15 protein-coding genes are annotated in these 16,486 nt (G+C 73.0%); 11 read left to right on the top strand and 4 right to left on the bottom strand.

Going from position 1 to position 16,486, the window contains the following annotated elements; genetic code table 11:
• Nucleotide 1 precedes the first annotated feature (1 nt).
• Complete coding sequence (locus J7F03_RS33785) at nt 2-1,600, bottom strand: CocE/NonD family hydrolase (RefSeq protein WP_214956327.1); 1,599 nt, start codon at nt 1,598-1,600, stop codon at nt 2-4.
• Nucleotides 1,601-1,736: 136 nt separating this feature from the next.
• Entirely contained in the window at nt 1,737-2,951 is a 1,215-nt protein-coding gene (locus tag J7F03_RS33780) for an Ig-like domain-containing protein (protein WP_214956325.1), read from the bottom strand.
• Nucleotides 2,952-3,276: 325 nt separating this feature from the next.
• Between J7F03_RS33780 and J7F03_RS33775 the strand changes: the two genes are divergently transcribed.
• The 6 genes from J7F03_RS33775 to J7F03_RS33750 all read left to right on the top strand — a co-directional run bounded on the left by J7F03_RS33775 (nt 3,277) and on the right by J7F03_RS33750 (nt 10,154).
• Complete coding sequence (locus tag J7F03_RS33775; protein WP_214956361.1) at nt 3,277-4,386, top strand: peptidoglycan bridge formation glycyltransferase FemA/FemB family protein; 1,110 nt, start codon at nt 3,277-3,279, stop codon at nt 4,384-4,386.
• Nucleotides 4,387-4,388: 2 nt separating this feature from the next.
• Nucleotides 4,389-6,080, top strand: a complete 1,692-nt coding sequence (gene murJ, locus J7F03_RS33770; protein WP_374104429.1) for a murein biosynthesis integral membrane protein MurJ — start codon at nt 4,389-4,391, stop codon at nt 6,078-6,080.
• Nucleotides 6,081-6,154: 74 nt separating this feature from the next.
• Entirely contained in the window at nt 6,155-6,838 is a 684-nt protein-coding gene (locus J7F03_RS33765; RefSeq protein ID WP_214956320.1) for a response regulator transcription factor, read from the top strand.
• Nucleotides 6,839-6,847: 9 nt separating this feature from the next.
• Nucleotides 6,848-8,293 (top strand): ATP-binding protein, encoded by a 1,446-nt coding sequence (locus tag J7F03_RS33760; protein ID WP_214956318.1) that lies wholly within the window; start codon nt 6,848-6,850, stop codon nt 8,291-8,293.
• Complete coding sequence (locus J7F03_RS33755; protein WP_214956316.1) at nt 8,290-8,814, top strand: hypothetical protein; 525 nt, start codon at nt 8,290-8,292, stop codon at nt 8,812-8,814. The genes J7F03_RS33760 and J7F03_RS33755 overlap by 4 nt, the downstream gene beginning before the upstream one ends.
• A 50-nt stretch (nt 8,815-8,864) precedes the next feature.
• Nucleotides 8,865-10,154, top strand: coding sequence for a cytochrome P450 (locus J7F03_RS33750; protein WP_214956314.1), 1,290 nt, complete (start codon nt 8,865-8,867; stop codon nt 10,152-10,154).
• Here the strand turns inward: J7F03_RS33750 and J7F03_RS33745 are convergent.
• Complete coding sequence (locus J7F03_RS33745; RefSeq protein ID WP_214956312.1) at nt 10,114-10,839, bottom strand: triose-phosphate isomerase; 726 nt, start codon at nt 10,837-10,839, stop codon at nt 10,114-10,116. The two genes, J7F03_RS33750 and J7F03_RS33745, sit on opposite strands and share 41 nt — an antisense overlap.
• 115 nt (nt 10,840-10,954) lie before the next feature.
• Between J7F03_RS33745 and ggt the strand changes: the two genes are divergently transcribed.
• Nucleotides 10,955-12,763: a gamma-glutamyltransferase gene (gene ggt, locus J7F03_RS33740; RefSeq protein WP_214956310.1), complete on the top strand. Its 1,809-nt coding sequence runs from the start codon at nt 10,955-10,957 to the stop codon at nt 12,761-12,763.
• 3 nt (nt 12,764-12,766) lie between these two features.
• Here ggt and map read toward each other — a convergent pair whose 3' ends face one another.
• Nucleotides 12,767-13,534, bottom strand: a complete 768-nt coding sequence (gene map, locus J7F03_RS33735; RefSeq protein ID WP_214956308.1) for a type I methionyl aminopeptidase — start codon at nt 13,532-13,534, stop codon at nt 12,767-12,769.
• Nucleotides 13,535-13,598: 64 nt separating this feature from the next.
• On the opposite strand from map, the gene J7F03_RS33730 reads away from it, so the two are divergent.
• The 4 genes from J7F03_RS33730 (at nt 13,599) to J7F03_RS33715 (ending at nt 16,406) form a co-directional block, all read left to right on the top strand.
• Entirely contained in the window at nt 13,599-13,850 is a 252-nt protein-coding gene (locus J7F03_RS33730) for a helix-turn-helix domain-containing protein (RefSeq protein WP_214956306.1), read from the top strand.
• A gap of 172 nt (nt 13,851-14,022) precedes the next feature.
• Nucleotides 14,023-14,313 (top strand): hypothetical protein, encoded by a 291-nt coding sequence (locus J7F03_RS33725; RefSeq protein WP_214956304.1) that lies wholly within the window; start codon nt 14,023-14,025, stop codon nt 14,311-14,313.
• 128 nt (nt 14,314-14,441) lie between these two features.
• Complete coding sequence (locus tag J7F03_RS33720) at nt 14,442-14,834, top strand: PPOX class F420-dependent oxidoreductase (protein ID WP_214956302.1); 393 nt, start codon at nt 14,442-14,444, stop codon at nt 14,832-14,834.
• A 45-nt stretch (nt 14,835-14,879) separates the two neighbouring features.
• Complete coding sequence (locus tag J7F03_RS33715; RefSeq protein WP_214956300.1) at nt 14,880-16,406, top strand: hypothetical protein; 1,527 nt, start codon at nt 14,880-14,882, stop codon at nt 16,404-16,406.
• Nucleotides 16,407-16,486 lie beyond the last annotated feature (80 nt).

Genomic DNA, 16,486 nt, shown 5'->3' with positions numbered 1-16,486 from the left:
ATCACTGCTCGCGCAGCGGCACCGAGACGTACGAGGGATCGGTGCGCGGCGAGGAGAAGGTCAGCTGCCCGCCGGTCGGGTTGTGCTCGATGTACAGCGGGTCGACGGTGTCGACGACGACGGCGAGGCGGTGCCCGGCCGGGACGTCGTAAGCGGTGGAGAAGAGCTCCAGGTCCACACCGAAGGCCTCGCCGGCCGGCTTGCCGTGGAAGGTGTACGGGGCGTTGCTGACCAGCTTGCCGATGCCGAGCGGGCCGACGTCGTAGAGGTACGCGACGAAGGTGCCGTCGGACTTCGTGGGCGTGACGGTGGTGTGCAGCCGGACCGTCCCGCGCACGCGGCGGGCCTCGTCGTAGCGCGGCGACTGCCAGACGGCGGCGAAGGCGCGGGGGAGCAGCGGGATGGAGGCGATCGGGGGCGCCTGGAAGAACTGGTCGAGGACGCTGGACAGGAGGACGATCCCGCCGTTGGCGCCCGAGTCGACATTGGCGAAGACGTGCTCGCTGTCGGCGAGCATCAGCTTCTCGGTGCCGCCGGAGCCGACCGACTTCCAGTCGGCGTAGCCCTCGTACCCGCTGTCGCTGCGCGATTTGATCTGCACCGGGGCCTCGGCGTCCACGCCGTTGCGCTCGCCCTTGAGGTAGCGGTCGAACCAGCGGTGCGCGTTGGTCCAGGTGTCGTTGGGCAGGCCGAGCAGGCCGGTGCCCTCGGCGGTGGCGTGGTCGCCGGGCCGGAACTCCAGGCGCTTGGGGCCGGTGAGCTTCTCGAAGAACGCGGCGTACTGGTTGGGCGGGAAGATGGTGTCGCCCCACGCGTTGCCGAGCATGATCGCGGCGCCGTTGGCGTTGATCCGGTCCACCTGCTCGGCGGCGGAGCGCTTCTTGCCCCACTCGATCATCTGCGGCTCTCTGTCCAGCTTCGAGCCGAGGAAGTCGCCGAGGATCTGCCGGAGTTCGGGGCCGGGACGGCCGGTGAGGTAGCCGGCGCCGCCGAGCAGCCCGGCGGCCTGGAGGTGCTGGGTGCGGCCGGAGTAGATGGACTCGATGAGGTCGGCCCAGCCGCTGAGCGCGACCACCGCCTTGACGCGGGCGTCGCGCGCGGAGGCGAGCAGGCTGATGCCGGCGCCGTAGGAGACCCCGCCCAGGCCGATGTGCTCCGGGTCGGCGGGGGTGTTCGCGAGCGCCCAGTCGATGACGGCGGAGACGTCGGCGGTGTCCGCCGGGCCGGCGGTCTCGATCTCGCCGCCCGAGAGCCAGAAGCCGCGGGAGGTGTAACTGACCACCACGTAGCCGGAGTCGGCGAGTTTCTTGGCCTGCGCGATGTATTCGATCTGGGGCATGCCCCAGCTGGTGGGCAGCACGATCAGGGGGTACTTCGCGCCAGGGCCGGCGCCGGCCGGGGTGAAGACGTTGCCCTTGAGGGTGATGCCGCCGGAGCCGGGGATGTCGTGGAAGCGCAGTTCCGGAGAAGCGTCCGATACGGCGGCGTTCGTGGCGGTGGGCGCCGCCTGGGCCTGATGGGGGGCCAGGCCCAGGGCGGCTGCCGCCAGTACGACTGCCATGGCAGTCGCGGTGCTGGTGGTGCGGACGGTGCGGACCATCTCTCGCTCCTCGCGTGTGCCGGGGTGTCAAAGTGACCCGACGGTAACGGGAGGGGCTTACCGGAAGTAACCCATGAGTAAGTTACGTGCCGGTAACGATTGAACGATAGTCAGTGAGGGCGGTCCACAGGTCCCGTCAGCCGTTCTGCGCGCCGCCGGCCAGGGCGCTCTTGGCCTGCCACTGCTCCCAGGACAGGTTCCACTCGCCGTACCCGTTGCCGATGTCCGCATTGCCCTTCGAGCCGTCACCGACGACCTCGAAGGGGTCGCCGACCTGGGACTGGGCGAAGAAGGACTTGGCGTTGGCGTCGCTCATGCCCACGCAGCCCGAGCTGGTGTTGGCGCGGCCGAAGCTGGCGTTGTTCCACGGCGCGGCGTGCACGTACATGCCCGACCAGGTCAACCGGATGGAGGAGTCGACGTCCTTGTCGTAGGCGTCGCCGAGGCCCACGGTCTCGGAGTTCATCCGGATCGTGCCCTCCTTCAGCATCAGCACCATCTTCCCGCTCCAGGAGGCCTTCTGGCCGCCCGGGGTGCCGGCCGAGACCGGGATGGTGTCGACGGTCTGGCCGCCCTCGGTGACCGACATCTTCTTCGTGTCGAGGTTCACCTCGATCCGGCGGTCCTTGCCGATCTTGAATTCGGTGGTGTAGTCCTTGACGAACAACCCGCCGCCGACGCCGGAGTCGACACCGTTCAGGTGCATGTCGACCTTCACGTCGGTGCCGGACTTCCAGTACTCCTTGGGCCGCCAGTCGACCCGGTCCTTGCCCGAGTAGTCCTTGATCCAGCCCCAGGAACCCTCGGTGCTGTTCGAGGTGGTGACCTTCAGCTGCTTCTCGACCTCGGCCTTGTTCTTCACCGGGTTGTCGAAGACGATCGAGACCGGCATGCCCACGCCCACGGTGCTGCCCTTGGAGATGTTGATCGAGACCTTGTTCACCTTGTCGGCGGCCGTGGTCTTGAACGTCGTCGTGGCGCTCTGGCTGTCGGTGTTCTGTGCCTCGACCTTGTAGTCGGCGCCCGCCGAGGCGTTGCGCTCCGACTTCCAGGTCTTGCCGTCGGCGGATATCTGCCCGGCCAGCTCCCCGCCCTTGGCGTCCGTCACCTTCACCGAGGCGAGCTTTCCGTCTCCGATCGTCACGGTGACGGGCTCGCCGGCCTTGACCTGGTCGCCGGTGAGGTTCACCGAGACCGCCATCTCCGGCTTCTGCTTCATCTCCGACTTGGCTCCGCCATCCGCGGTGCCGCCGCCACCGCCACAGGCGGTCAGCGCGGCGGCCAGCAGTGCGGTGCCCGCCACCACGGCGTGGCGGCTGCGTACCCGAAAGACCCGGCGTGTGCGGCTCAACGAAAACCCCTCCGAAGTAATGATCGTCCGCAAATGGAGATGCGAACGACACGACTCTAGGTTGCACGGGATGCGGAAAAGATCAGGATTCCGGTTGTGACATACACCGCAGCCATACGGTCATCGTCCGGTCACAATCGCCGCGCACGGCGGTCATGGACGCCTGTGAGAGTCATGTGCATCCGCCGATTCGGACGTACAGGAAGGCCGATCAGCCGTGTGCGCACTGCTCGTGACCCCCACCCAGCAGCCCCAGCCCCAGCGTCAGCCTCAGGAGCAGCGTCAGGACCGGCACCGGTACCCGCGTGAGGGGCGGGCGCTCACGGTGCGCTCCCTGTCCGAAGCGGAGTATCAGGGATTCCTTTGCCGGCACGGCCGGGCCAGCTTTCTCCAGTACCCGTCCTGGGCGCGGGTAAAGGACCTTTGGCGCTCCGAAAGGGTCGGATGGCACTATCCGGGCGGTGAAATAGAGGGGGCCGCGCTGGTCCTCTACCGCCAATTCCCGGGCACCCGAAAATACTTCGCCTACCTGCCCGAGGGGCCCGTCGTCGACTGGGCCGACCCGGACCTCGACCGCTGGCTGACCCCCCTCAGGCACCACCTGAAGTCCTCCGGCGCCTTCGCCGTCCGCATCGGACCCACCCCCGCCTACCGCCGCTGGGACGCGGCCACCGTCAAGTCCGCCGCGGGCCCCGGCCGTCAGATCTCCGACGTGCTCGCCACCGAGGTCGACCCCGTCGGCGCCGCCCTGGCCGACCGGCTGCGCACCCGCGGCTGGAAGCGCTGCGGCGGCGAGGACGACGGCGACGCCCAGCCGCGCCACGTCTTCCGCGTCCCGCTCGCCGGGCGCTCCGTCGAGGACCTGTGGGCGGGCCTGAACCAGGAGTGGCGGCGCAATGTGCGCAAGGCCACGAAGTCCGGGGTCGAGACGGTCATGGGCACCGCCGCCGACCTGCCCGAGTTCTACCGGCTCCTGAGGATCACCGAGGAGCGCGACGGTTTCAGGCTCGGCCGCTCGCTCTCGTACTACCAGCAGCAGTACGAGGTCCTCAACGCCGAGGAACCCGGCCGCATGCGGCTCTACCTGGGCGTCCACCAGGGCGAGATCCTCGCAGCGCACACCATGATCGTGGCCGGCAGCCGGGTCTGGTACCAGACCGGGGCCTCCGCCGACCACCGCCGCGAGGTCCGGCCCAGCAACGCCCTGCAGTGGCGCATGATGTCCGACGCACATGCACTCGGAGCGGACGAATACGACATGCGCGGGGTACCCTCCACCCTCGACCCCGACGAACGTTCCTTCGGGCTGCTGCGCTGGAAGCTCGGCACCGGTGGGCAGGTCGTCGAAACCCTCGGCGAGTGGGAGACCTCGATGGACGGATGCGCCAACACGGCCCTCTACAAGGCGTTCCAGGCGTACATGGCCCGCCGGTGACCATCGCAGACCCCAGAGCGGCCGACACGGAAAACGGTACGCAAGCCCCGACGAACGCCGACGCCGGCCGCGCGGCACCGGGCAAGACCTCGGTGCTGCGCAGCGGCGCGCTCATGGCGGCCGGCTCGATCGTCTCCCGCGCCACCGGCTTCGTCCGCTCCGCCGTGATCGTCGCCGCACTCGGCACCGAGCTGCTCGGTGACGGCTACGCCGTCGCCAACACCGTCCCGAACATCCTGTACATCCTGCTCATCGGCGGCGCCCTCAACGCGGTCTTCGTCCCCGAGCTGGTCCGCGCCGCCAAGGAGCACGCGGACGGCGGCGCCGCGTACACCGACCGGCTGCTCACCGTCTGCGCGGCCGCGCTGCTCTTCCTGACCGCCGCCGCCGTACTGGCCGCCCCGCTGATCGTCTCCGCGTACACCGGCTACAGCGGCGGCCAGGAGTCCACCACCGTGGCCCTGGCCCGCTACTGCCTCCCGCAGATCCTGTTCTACGGGCTGTTCACCCTGCTCGGGCAGGTCCTGAACGCGCGCGGCCGGTTCGGCGCGATGATGTGGACCCCGGTCCTCAACAACCTCGTCGTCATCGCCGTCTTCGGGCTCTTCCTCTACGTCTCCCACGACGCGGCGAACGGCCTGACGGCCTCCGAGACCCGGCTGCTGGGCATAGGCACCACCGTCGGCATCGTCGTACAAGCCCTCGGCCTGATCCCCTCGCTGCGCGCCGCCCGCTTCCGCTGGCGCCCCCGCTTCGACTGGCGCGGAAGCGGCCTCGCCCGCCCGCTGCGCAACGCGGGCTGGCTGGTCCTGCTCGTCCTGACCAACCAGCTCGCCTACTGGGTGGTGACCCGGCTCTCCACCGCCACCGGGCAGCGCGCCGTGGACGCGGGCCTCGCGGGGGGCGCCGGCTACACCGCCTACAGCAACGCCTACCTGCTGTGGATGGTCCCGCAGGGCATCGTCACCGTCTCCCTCGTCACCGCCCTCATGCCCCGGATGAGCGCCGCCGCCACCGACGGCGACCTCGGCCGCGTGCGCGCGGACGTCTCCTACGCGCTGCGCTCCAGCGCCGCCCTCGTCGTCCCCGCCGCCGCGCTCTTCGCGGCCCTCGCGCCCTGGGTGATCGGCAGCGTCTTCGAGTACGGGCGCACCGGCGCCGCCGACGTCGCGGTCATGGCCGGCATGCTCGCGGCCTTCGCGCCCGGCCTGATCGCCTACTCCGCGCAGTACGTGCTCTCCCGCGGCTTCTACGCCCTGTCCGACACCCGGACCCCCTTCTTCCTCAACCTGGTCATCGCCGCCCTGAACGCCGGGCTCTCGGCCGCCGCGTACCTCCTGCTGCCGCCCCGCTGGGCCGTCACGGGCATGGCCGCGGCCTGCTCGATCGCCTTCACCGCGGGCGCGGCCGTCACCGCGTACGTCCTGTCCCGGCGGCTCGGCCCGCGCGCGGGGACCCGTACGCAGCGCAGGACCACCGCGGTACGGACGCACCTGCGGCTCCTGGCCGCATGCGCCCCGGCTGCCGCCGCCGGGTACGCCGCCGCGCGCGCCGCCGACCGGTTCGGGAACCTCGCCGGCGTCGCGGCGGGAACCACGGCCCTCGTTCTCGTTGTCGTCCTCCTCGCCAGACCGCTGAGGCTGACGGAGATCACCGACCTGCTCGACTCCCTGCGCCGCAAGGCCGGCCGCTAGTCCGGCCGCCCCGGCCGCCGCACATCGGCCGGGAGCGGGAAGAAGACGCTTGACGACCTTGGAATACTGACCCGATGCCACGCGTACTGTTGATCGAGGACGACCCTTCCATCAGAGAGGGGGTGGGCCTCGGCCTGCGCCGCAGAGGCCACGAGGTGAGCGCCGCCGAGACCGGCGAGGCCGGACTCGACCTCATGGCGAGCTTCCACCCCGAGCTCGTCCTGCTCGACCTCATGCTGCCCGGCATCAACGGCGTGCAGGTCTGCCGCCGGATACGCGAGACCAGCCAGGTCCCGATCATCATGCTCACCGCGCGCGGAGACGACTTCGACATAGTCGTCGGCCTGGAAGCCGGAGCCGACGACTACATCGTCAAACCCGCCCGCACCGAGGTCATCGAAGCCCGCATCAAGGCCGTGCTGCGCCGCCTCAGCGAGCCCTCCGGCGGCCGCCTGGACGTGGAGTTCCACGGCGGGCTGGCCATCGACCGCTCGGGCCTGACCGTCGCCAAGAACGGCGAGCGCGTCCCCCTCGCCCCCAGCGAGCTCAAGCTCCTGCTGCACCTGTCGGCCTCGCCCGAGCAGGTCTTCTCCCGCCAGCAGCTCCTCGAATACGTGTGGGACCACAGCTACCACGCCGACGCCCGCCTGGTGGACGCCTGCGTACGCCGCCTGCGCAACAAGGTCGAGGACCCCGACGCCGCCCCCCGCTACATCCAGACCGTGCGCGGCTTCGGCTACCGCTTCGGCCCGCTCTAGGCGCGCCCGGTGAGACGTTTCGCACCGCTCGGCCTGCGCACCCGGCTGATCGCCGCCTTCCTGCTGGTCGCCGCCATCTGCGCGGTCACCACGGCCGCGCTCACCTACCAGCAGGCCCGCAACGCGATCCTCAAGCAGAGCCAGGACACCGCCGTCAGCACCCTGCGCGACCTGGTCGAGGCCCAGACCGTCATGCTGCCCATGGGCCAGGAGGAACTCCAGCACCTCGTCGGCGAGCTGGGCAAGCGCGGCCAGCCGCACCCCTGGACCGTGTACGGGGAGTACGGAAAGCTGCGCGCCTCCTCGAACCAGGGCGCCGCCACGTCCACCGTCATCAGCGAACAGCTGCGCCGCCAGGTGACCTCCAACCCGCACGGCGCCTTCCAGCGCACGAAGGACCGCCTCGGCACCATCCACCTCGTCGTCGGCATGCCGGCCGTCCTCCAGCGCGGCGGGATCCGCGAGGCCACCGGCGTCGTCTTCTACGCGGTGATGTCCCTGGACACCGAGCAGACGACCGTGGACGCCATGGTCGACGCCGCCAAGAAGGGCGCCGTCCCGGGCCTGGCGATCGCCGTCATCCCCGCCCTGCTCGCGGCGCGCAGCGTCCTGCGGCCGGTGCGGGACATGCGCAAGGCCGCCCATCGGCTGGGGCGCGGCCGGCTCGACACCCGGATCGAGGTCCGCGGCGCCGACGAACTCGCCGGGCTCGCCCGCACCTTCAACGAGACGGCCCGCGCCCTCGAACAGTCGGTGAGCGAGCTGCGGGACGCGGAGGTCCGCGCCCGCCGCTTCGCCGCCGACGTCTCCCACGAACTGCGCACCCCGCTCGCCGGGATGCTCGCCGTCACCGAGGTCCTCGACGAGGGTGCCGAGGACCTCGACGCGGACACCGCCAAGGCGCTGCGCCTCATCAGCGCCGAGACCGGCAAGCTCGCCGTGCTCGTCGAGGACCTGATGGAGATCTCCCGCTTCGACGCCCGCGCCGCCGAGCTCAACCTCGACGACGTCGACGTGGCCGAGGCCGTCACCAAGACGCTGGAACGCCGCCACTGGACCGACGGCCGGATCCGCACCGAGCTGCCGCCGGACATCCGCGCCCGGCTCGACCCGCGCCGCTTCGACGTGGTCCTCGCCAACCTGGTGGGCAACGCCCTCAAGCACGGCGGCGCCCCGGTCAGCGTCAGCGTCCGCACCGCGTCCCGGCCCGAGGGCGAGCGGCTGCTGATCGAGGTCGCCGACAGCGGGCCCGGCATCGCCCCCGAGGTGCTGCCGCACATATTCGACCGCTTCTTCAAGGCGGACGCCGCCCGCACCCGCTCCACGGGCAGCGGCCTGGGCCTGGCCATCACCCTGGAGAACGTCCGTCTGCACGGCGGCACCCTGCACGCGGCCAACGGCCCCGCCGGCGGGGCCCTCTTCACCCTCGACATGCCGCTGGAGGCCCGCGTATGAGACCGGTACGGACGGCTGCGGCCGCGGCCGCGCTGATCGGTCCGCTCCTGCTCGCCACCGGCTGCGGCTCCATCGCCACCACCGGGGTCGTCGAGAGCGGCCGCGCCGGCACCGTGAAACTGGCCACCGGGCCGGAGACGGGCATCGTGTACTTCGTCCCGCCCGAGGGCGGGCTCGTTCCGGTGGCGCTCCTCGACGGGCCCTCGCACCCCTCGCCCAACTACCTGATCACGCGGCTGCTGGCCGGTCCGGACAGCGCCGCCCAGGAGGTGGGCCTGACCAGCGCGCTCCCGGCAGTGGAGACCAAGCGGGTCGTGGCGACCTGGCTCACGATCAGCGACGACGGGACGAGCGTCCAGATCAAGCTGCCGTTCCCGGTCGGGCCGCTGTCCGCGACGGCCCGCCGCCAGGTGGCGTGCACGGCCCTCGCGGGGGTGCGCATCACCCCGACTCCGGAGGTCACCCTCACCGACGCCGAGGGCAAGGAGGAGCGTGCGGACTGCGCGGTCCCCGCCGGCTGACCGCGCGGCCCCCTTGCGGGCCGGGCCCGCGCCCCGCCACCGTGTGGCCCATGGATCATCCAGGCCCGCGCCCCGCCACCCGGGAGCAAGCGGTGGACACCCCCGACGTCTTCGACCCGCGCGTCTACGCCGAAGGCGTCCCGCACGAGCGCTACCGGCTGCTGCGCGACCACCGCCCGGTGGCCTGGCAGAGCGAGCCGGAGGTACTCGGCTGGCCCGCCGGCCCCGGCTTCTGGGCCGTCACCCGGCACGCCGACGTGGTCCGGGTCCTGCGCGACCACCAGACGTACTCCTCCCACCTGGGCGCCACCCAGATCCGCGACCCCGACCCGGCCGACCTGCCCTTCCTGCGGCGCACCATGCTCAACCAGGATCCCCCCGAGCACGGCAAGCTGCGCCGTACCGTCGCCCGCGCCTTCACCCCGGCCCGCGTCGACGCCTTCGCCGTCCGGGTCCGCGAGCGGGCCCGTACGCTGCTCGGCGCCGCCCGGGACGGCGCCGAGGGCCAGGCCGCGGACCTGGTGCGCGCCGTCACCGACGAGTACGCGCTGCTGAACCTCACCGACCTGCTGGGCGTCCCGGCCGCCGACCGGGGGCTGCTGCTGGAGTGGACGGTGCGCGTCATCGGCTACCAGGACCCCGAGGACGCCCCCGAGCCGCCGCGCGGCCCGGACGGGAAGCCGCTGAACCCGCGCTCGCCGGCGCTGCTGGGGGAGATGTTCGGGTACGCCCGCGAACTGGCCGCGTACAAGCGCGCCCACCCCGGCGACGACGTGATGACCGCCCTCGCGTTCGCCGAACTGGCGGACGCGGAGCTGGAGATGTTCTTCTTCCTGCTCACCGTCGCGGGCAACGACACCGTGCGCTCCGCCGCGCCCGGCGGCCTGCTCGCCCTGGCCCGCGACCCGCGCGCGTACGCCGAACTCGCCGACGGGCGGGTCCCGGTGGACAAGGCCGTCGAGGAACTCCTGCGCGTCCACCCGCCGGTGCTGAGTTTTCGCCGCACGGCCGCCGCCGACACCGAACTCGCGGGGCAGCCGGTCCGGGCCGGGGACAAGGTGGTGGTCTTCCACGCCTCCGCCAACCACGACGAGCGGGTCTTCGCCGATCCGGGGCGCCTCGACCTCGGCCGCGAGCCCAACCCGCACGTCTCCTTCGGGGACGGCCCGCACGTCTGCCTCGGCGCCCACTTCGCCCGGCTCCAGCTGCGCGTCCTCTACGAGGAGTGGCGCGCCCTGATGCCGCCGCCCGAACTCGCGGGGGAGCCACGCCGGTTGGTCTCCAACTTCATCAACGGCATCACACGGCTGCCGCTACGGGTGTCAGGGCCGCGCCGGTGACGTCCGCCAGCAGCTCGGTCACGTCCGGCCCGTAGGCATCCGAGTTGACCACCTTCAGCAATAGGCAGAAGGAGCTCCCGCCGTGCCGGCGGGCCAGCTCCACGTGGTTGCGGGCCAGGAAGCGGGCGCCCGCCTGGTTGCTGATCGCGGTCTGCCCCGAGATGAGGAACACCGGCCGGGTCCCCGGCCCCGCGGTCAGCCGGGCCAGCACCACGTACTCCGCCTGGCCCCGCTGCCAGAGGTAGGACTCCCCGCCGACGGTGATCGACCCGCGGCCCGGACCGGGTTCGGTGGAGAGGTCCACCCGGACCCCCGGCAGCATGGACGCCAGATGGGCCGCCGTACGCGCGTTGGATACGGGACCGCCGACACAGAACTCGGCGCGCTCGCCGAAGCCCTGGCGGGACTCGTCGTGGGTGAGGATCTGCAGGTTCGCCCCGCAGTCCTTGATCAGCGCGGATATCTCCAGGAGCGCGAACGCGTCGTTGCGGTGCACTGACCGATCGGTGCCGCCCATCTGCCGGTTGACCACGAACAGGCAGTCGGAGCCGGTCGGCAGCCCGAAGAAGGCCTGCTTGCGGCGGAGCGCGCGGCGCCACAGGTAGGTCCGGGCGAACCAGCCGAAGCCGCCGCTGATGGCGGTGGCCGCCACCCCCAGCACGATGTTGCGCACGTCGTCGTTCATGCGGCGGATGGTAGCCGTCACGAGGCCGTCCTGACGCGGGGGGTGCGGTGAAGTTACAGTGCCGGATCCAGGCCCGGTCCAGGGGGGTCTGACAGGCCGTCTACCGGAGGTACGGATGCGTCGTTCCGCCGCACGTCAGTTAGCCCTCGTCGCTCTCGCCGGAGCGCTCGTCTCCACCGGCGCGGCCGCACCGCCGTCCCCGGCGGGCGCCGCCGGCGCCCCGGCGAAGGTGCCGGTCGCCACCGGCTACGGCGGTGCCGTCGCCAGCGTCGACGCCGATGCCAGCGCGGCCGGGATCGCGGTCCTGCGCTCCGGGGGCAACGCCGTGGACGCCGCCGTCGCGACGGCCGCCGCACTCGGGGTCACCGAGCCGTACTCCGCCGGCATCGGCGGGGGCGGCTACTTCGTCCACTACGACGCGCGGACCGGCCGCGTGCGGACCATCGACGGCCGCGAGACCGCGCCGGCGACCGCCACCGCCACACTGTTCCAGGAGAACGGCGTCGCCATCCCCTTCGCCGAGGGCCAGACCAGCGGCCGCGGCGTCGGAGTCCCCGGCACCCCCGCGACCTGGCAGAGCGCGCTCGACGCCTGGGGCACCCGCCCGCTGGGCCAACTCCTGAAACCCGCCGAGAAGCTGGCGCGGGACGGCTTCACCGTCGACGCCACCTTCCGGGCGCAGACCGAGCTCAACCAGGACCGCTTCGGGGACTTCCCCGACACGAGGAAGCTCTTCCTGCCCGGCGGAGCCCTCCCGGTGGTCGGCTCCACCTTCAAGAACCCCGATCTGGCCGCCACTTACGCCGAGCTCGGCCGCAAGGGCGCGGGCGCGCTCTACCGGGGACCGCTCGCCGAGGACATCGTCCGCGCCGTCCGCAAGCCCCCGGTGGACCCGGCCGCCACCCGCGTGGTCCGCCCCGGCGACCTGACCACCGGCGACCTGCGCGCGTACGCGACCAAGCGGCAGGACCCGACCCGGGTCGGCTACCGCGGCCTGGACGTCTACAGCATGGCCCCGTCCTCCTCCGGCGGCACCACCGTCGGCGAGGCGCTGAACATACTGGAGCGCTCCGACCTCGGCTCGCTGTCCGAGGCGCGGTACCTGCACCGCTTCATCGAGGCCTCCCGGATCTCCTTCGCCGACCGGGGCCGCTGGGTCGGGGACCCGGCCGCCGAGGACGTGCCCACCCGGGAGCTGCTCTCGCAGCGGTACGCCGACACGCGCGGCTGCCTCATCGACCCGGGCAAGGCGCTGACCAGCCCGCTCGCCCCCGGCGACCCGCGCCACCCGGTCGCCTGCGGCGCCGGCGGACAGGCCGCCCCGACCACGTACGAGGGGGAGAACACCACGCACCTGACCGTCGCCGACCGCTGGGGCAACGTGGTCTCCTACACCCTGACCATCGAGTCGACGGGCGGCAGCGCCATCACCGTGCCGGGCCGGGGCTTCCTGCTCAACAACGAGCTGACCGACTTCTCCTTCGCGCCGGCCGCCCCCGGCGTCCCCGACCCGAACCTGCCCGGCCCCGGCAAGCGGCCGCGCTCGTCCATGTCCCCGACCATCGTGCTGGAGGACGGGCGTCCCGTCCTCGCGGTGGGCTCCCCCGGCGGCGCCACCATCATCACCACCGTCCTGCAGACCCTGACCGGCCACCTGGACCGGGGGCTGCCGCTGGTGGCCGCCATCGCCGCGCCGCGCGCCAGCCAGCGCAACCAGACCACCACGGAACTGGAGCCGGGCCTGTGGAACAGCCCGGTCCGCGCAGAGCTGGAGGCCCTGGGCCACGGCTTCCGGCAGAACCCGGAGATCGGCGCGGCCACCGGCGTCCAGAGGCTGCCCGACGGGCGGTGGCTGGCCGCCGCCGAGACCACCCGGCGGGGTGGGGGCTCGGCGATGGTGGTCCACCCGCGCGGGAAGCCGTAGGAGCTACAGGGCGGTGAGGATCCTCGGGCCGTCCGCGGTGATCGCGACCGTGTGCTCGGCGTGCGCGGCGCGGCTGCCGTCGACGGTCCGCAGGGTCCAGCCGTCCGCGTCGCAGGTGTAGTCGTCCGTGCCGCCCGCGATCAGCATCGGCTCGATCGCGATCACCATGCCGGCGCGCAGCTTCGTACCCTTCCCGGCCGGGCCCTCGTTGGGCACGCCCGGCTCCTCGTGCATGGAGCGTCCGACGCCGTGCCCGCCGAAGCCGTCCGGGATGCCGTACCCGGCGGCGCGGCAGACCGTGCCGATGGCGTGGGCGATGTCCCCGACGCGGTTGCCGGGCCGCGCGGCGGCGATGCCCGCCGCGAGGGCGGCCTCGGCGGTCCCGATGAGCCGCAGGTCGGCGGGGCGGGCCCGGCCCACGGTGAAGCTGACGGCCGCGTCGCCGACCCAGCCGCCCAGCGTCGCGCCGCAGTCGATGCTGACCAGGTCGCCGTCGCGCAGCAGGTAGCCGTCGGGGATGCCGTGCACGATCGCGTCGTTGACGGATGCGCAGACGACCCCGGGGAAGGGCACCGGCGCGAACGGCGGCCGGTAGCCCAGGAAGGGGGAGGCCGCGCCGGCTTCCCGGAGGACCTCGCGGGCCACCCGGTCCAGCTCCAGCAGGGACACTCCGACGCCCGCCCGGTCCCGGACGGCGGCGAGGGCGTGCGCGACGACGCGGCCCGCGGCGCGCATCTCGTCGATCGATCGGTCTGACTTCAGTTCCACCATGCCAATAACTATACCGGTATAACTGTAACGGGATAGTTATTGGGGTCCGGGGTAGGATGGAGCCATGGTCCGTACCCCCCTCACACCCGAAGAGCGCGAGCGCGGCGAGCGCCTGGGCGCCCTGTTGCGCACGGCCCGCGGCGGCCGGAGCATGGTCGAGGTCGCGGCCAGCGCCGGGCTCTCCGCCGAAACGCTCCGCAAGATCGAGACCGGCCGGGCCCCGACGCCGGCCTTCTTCACCGTGGCCGCCCTCGCCGGGGCCCTGGGGCTCTCCCTGGACGACGTGATGCGGCGCTGCGCGCTCGTGCCCGTCTGAGGCGCGACTGCCGGTTGTCCCTCGGGCGTCCCTCGGGTGCCCGTCCGGCGCCTCGGCCGTTCGGCCGCCGGGTCCGCCGTCCGGCGCGCCGTTAGGGCGGGCCCGGCGGCCGAACGGCGCAATGGGCGGTGGGAGGAGCGGAGCGCGGGGCAAGCGTGAAGGCGTGTCAGACATGAACGCATCCGCATCCATGCGACTCGGTCTCGGAATCATCGGCGTCCTCCTCGCGGCAGGCCTGCTGCTCGCGGCACGCGCCGCACCCGAGGGCCGGGCCCAGTCCAGGGCCCCGGACGACGTGGTCTTCCGCCACCCGGGCGCCGTCGTCAGCCACACCCGGCTCCAGCACGCGAAGCAGACGGCCGCGGCCGGCGAGGAGTCGTGGACCTCCGCCTACAAGGCGCTCCTGAAGAGCCGCTACGCCTCCCTCGACCACACGGCGCACCCGGCCGGCGTGGTGCCCTGACCTCGGCCGCGGGGCGACGGCCGCGGCGGCGGAGCCGGGCCCTGCGTGGAGCCGGGCCCTGCGTGGAGCCGGGCCCTGCGTGGAGCCGGGCCCTGCGCGGAGCCGGGCCCTCCGCGTAGGGTCGGCGCATGACGGTTGAAGAGCTGGGCAGAGCGCGGTACGTCAGTCTCACCACCTTCCGCAAGGACGGCACGGCGGTGGCCACACCGGTGTGGGCGGCGGCGGACGGTGGTGAGCTCTACGTGTGGACGCGCAGCGATTCGTGGAAGGTCAAGCGGATACGCAACAACGGCCGGGTCGAGGTCGTGGCGTGTGACGTACGGGGGCACGTGGTCGAGGGGGCTCCGGTGGCCGAGGGCGAGGCGCGGCTGATGGACGAGGCGGGGCTCAAGCGCGTGCGGAAGCTGATGTCGCGCAAGTACACGTGGCAGTTCTGGGTGGTGGACGTGCCGGCCGCCGTGGCCCGGCGGGGCAAGCGGCCGCACACCGCGATCGGTGTCACGCTCGCCGTCAAGCCTTGAGACTCCCGTAGCCCGCCCGTAACACGAGTGGGATCCAATGCGGGGATGGAGACCGCGACTTCACAGGTGATCGGTCAACTCTCCGGCTACATGCGGGGGTTGATGCAGCGGCTGGATCCAGGGGCGGGCTGGTGCGGTGAGTTCCTGCGGAGGGACCCGGAAGGCATGCGGGCCTGCCTGGATGGAGCCGCGATGCCGCCGTGGGACGTACTGGAGTCGCTGATCGGCGACTTGGCGGGTCCGGTGGGCCCGGTGGCGCTCGCCCGGGAGGCGCAGTACGCCGCCACGCTGCGGGGAGCGGCCGTCGAAGCCTGGGACCGGCTGCCGGGCGGTGAGGAGGAACTGCGCACCCTGCTGGCGGCGGCCGCGACGCAGTGGACCCAGGCGCAGAGGGCGCTGCGCGCGCTGTCGGCACGACTCGCGGAGACCGCGGATCCGGCGACGGCGGACGCCCTGACCCGCGAACTCTCCTGGACCCGGGACGACGCCTCCCGCGCCTCGGCCCGCCAGTCGGACCTGACTGCCCGCCTGGCGGCGCTGGTACGGGTCGCCCCGGCGGAGCCCTTGACCGGGGTTCCGGCGCGGCGCGCGGCCGGGCCTCGGTCCGGGACGCGGGGCGCGACGCCGTCTGGGAGCCAGGAGGGAACACAGGCCGGGACGTCGGCCGGGGTGCGGGCCGGGGCGGAGGAGGGCGTACGGGCCGGATCTCAGGCCGGGGGCGAGGACGCCGCGCCGGCAGGGGCGGGGGAGCCCGTCGGGCGGGCCGAGGGGCGGTGGCTGCGCGGTGCGCGGCGGACGGGCGGAGCGCGGTACGCGGGCGCGCCGGTGCCCGAAGCCCAGGCATTCACGCCGCCCCCGGGCCACCCGTCGGCGGACACCCCGCTGCGCGGCGCCCGCTTCGGCCGCCCAGCCCGCCAGACCTCCGCTCCGCGCGGGACCCGGCCGGCGTGCGGGGATCCCGTGGACGGGGCTGCGCCGGTCGGGCAGGGGGATCCCGTGGACGGGGCTGCGACGGTCGGGCAGGGGGATCCCGTGGACGGGGTCGCGCCGGTCGGGCAGGGGGATCCCGTGGGCGGGCTCGTGGGCGCGCTCATCGGGCTGCGGGCGCGAGGCCTGAGCGGGGAGGCGCACGCGCTGCTGTGCGAGGCCGCGGCCTGGCCCGCGCAGTGGCTGCCCGGGCTGGGGGAGGCGCTGGGGCGGGCCGGGCTGGCCGCCGACTGGGCCACCCTGCTCTGGGAGGCGGCCTCGCTGCCCCCCGCCCGCTTCGCCGCGGCCGCCGCCGCGCTGGGCCCGGCCGACTGCGACGCCCTGCTGCGCCAGGGCGCGGCCAGGCCCGCCGCGGAGCTCGCCGAGGCCGCCCTCGCACTCGGCGCCGCCGGCCGCACCCGCGAGGCCGACGCCCTGCTCGAAGCCTTCGTCCGGGTCCGCACCGCCGAGGAGTCGGCCCGCCTGGCCCGCCGGGATCCGAGGTGGTTCGCGCCCCGGCTGCTGCGGGCGGCCGAAGCCCTCTCGGGGACGCACCACCGGGACCTGTTGCATGCCCTTCGAGTCGCGAATCTGCCCGTCTCCTGACCGGAAACGACCGCGTGGCGACGTAACTCCTGCATTTGCTGATCGACTACTCCAACCGCGCAAGGCGGTCTTGCCCCACG

Source organism: Streptomyces sp. ISL-43, assembly GCF_018614195.1.
In the GTDB taxonomy this organism is placed as follows: domain Bacteria; phylum Actinomycetota; class Actinomycetes; order Streptomycetales; family Streptomycetaceae; genus Streptomyces.
This window is presented reverse-complemented; position numbering and strand designations above follow the sequence as displayed.